Source organism: Actinopolymorpha sp. B11F2 (assembly GCF_040195635.1).
GTDB lineage: Bacteria > Actinomycetota > Actinomycetes > Propionibacteriales > Actinopolymorphaceae > Thermasporomyces.
The window spans coordinates 1-1,946 of record NZ_JBEFTX010000050.1 but is presented as its reverse complement, the minus strand read 5'-3'; the positions used below and the strand labels follow the sequence as shown (position 1 = coordinate 1,946).

1 protein-coding gene is annotated in these 1,946 nt (G+C 64.5%); it reads right to left on the bottom strand.

Annotated features, from left to right (window positions below):
- Nucleotides 1–1,946 (bottom strand): ABC transporter substrate-binding protein (locus ABN034_RS34145; RefSeq protein WP_349695092.1); only part of this gene is annotated, 1,946 nt, incomplete at its 5' end.

The following is a 1,946-nucleotide window of genomic DNA, read 5'->3' as shown; positions in this document are numbered from 1 at the left end:
CTAGGAGAAGTACCACTGCTCCGGGTTGGTGTTGGCCGGGCAGGCCCAGATGTGTGACTCCGGGAAGATCTCGGGGATGTTGTGCAGGTTGTTCTTCGCGATGCCGTAGCTCTCCGGGATCCGCACTGTCCCGATAGCGTAGAACTGCTCCTTGGCAATTTGGAGAATCTGCCGGAACAGGTCTTTCTGGCCGGCCTCGTCGGGAGTCTGCACCATCTCCCAGTACAGCTCCATCTGCTTCAACGTCTCCGGCGGCGGCTTCTCACCGTCGGCCCCGCGGGAGTTGAAGTACAGCTGCCACATCGGGGCGTAGTTGGACTCGTTGGTGAAGGGGAACCACCACCGGCACTCGATCATCTCGCACTTGAGGCCGCCGTCGCCGGTCCACACCGTGCAGTCCGCCTCGTTGGCGTCCTTGCGTTCGTAGAACAGCGAACGGTCCTCGTTCTTGACCGCCGTGTCGACGCCGACCGCCTTCCAGAACTGCGCCACCTGCGTCGCACCGTCGACCCAGAACGGAACGAGCGCCGGGCTCGCGACCTCGATCTGGATGAAGAGCCGCTTGCCGTCCGGACGCAGCCGGAAGCCGTCGCCGTCCTTCTCGGTGAGGCCGGCCTTGTCCAGGGACTCGTTGGCGAGCGCGACATCGTACTCGGTGTACTGCTTCCCGAACTCCTCGTCGTAGAACTCCGAGCGGGGGTCCGGCGCCGCCTGGAAGGGCTCACCCTGACGCTGCCAGGTCGCCGTGATCATCTCCGGCCGGTTGATGGCGTGGGAGAGACCGATGCGGAAGTCCTTGTTCTGGAAGATCTTGCGCTTGACCGGATCCTTGTGGGTCAGGTTGAGCGAGATCACCATGTCGTTGATGACGGTGTTCTCGAGGCGTAGGAAGCGGTAGTCGCCCTCCGTGCGGCCCTTGGCGAGCACCGGTTTGTTCGGCAGCGTGTTGATGTGCCGCGTGCTCATCGACAGCTCACCGTTGGTCGCCTTGAGCAGGATCACCTGGGCGTCGGTGTTGAGGTCGTAGACGACCTCGTCGATGTAGGGCAGCTGGCTGCCGTCGGGGTCGGTCTTCCAGTAGTAGGGGTTGCGTTCGAGGGTGACCCGGGTTCCCTTGCCCAGCGGGTTGAGGACCTTCCAGGCGTGCAGCCGTGGCACGTCGGGGTTTGCCCACACGTCGGCCTTCGCGAAGAACAGGTCGGTCCAGGCCGCCATGTCCTCCTGCTCGGCGAGCGCCTCGACGTCCGGGTTGAACTTCTTGTGGAACTGCTCCATGTAGTGCTTCGGCCAGGCGATCAGCTGGGCCTGGTTGCCGAGCTTCTTGTAGAAGAGACCGTTCGGCGCCGGGAAGACGATCTTGACGGTGACGTCGTCGATCTTCTCGAGCTTCGCCGGCTTGCCGTCGCTCGTGAGGACCTCGGGAATCACCGGGGTGAGCTCCTCGTTGAGGATGACCTCATCGAACGCGAACACCAGGTCGTCGGCGGTGAAGGGCTCACCGTCGGACCACTTCATGCCCTCCCGCAGCGTGATGGTGTACTCCATCGCGTCGCTGGAGGGTTCGATCGACTCGGCGACGTTCGGCTCCACCTTGGTGGCGTCGACGTTCCACCGGGCAAGGGGTTCGTGGCCCACGATGCGGCCGAGCCAAGGCGTGTCGGTGGCGTTGAGCAGCACCGTCTGGATCTTCCCGCCGTAGGCGCCCACCTCCTCGACGGGCTGCACGACGAGCGGATTCTTCGGGAGCCGCTCGGCAACTTTCGGCAGCTCCCCGCTCTTGACGAGCTTCGCGAGGCTCGGAGCCTCCTTACCCTTCTTGGCGGCAGCGGGCCCGCCGCCCTTCCCCGAAGGATCAGTCGAGAGAAATGAACAACCCGTGAGCGATGCGGCCGCGAGGGCGCCCCCGCCCCAGAGCAACAGGTCTCGTCGCGTCACGCGCACGTGGT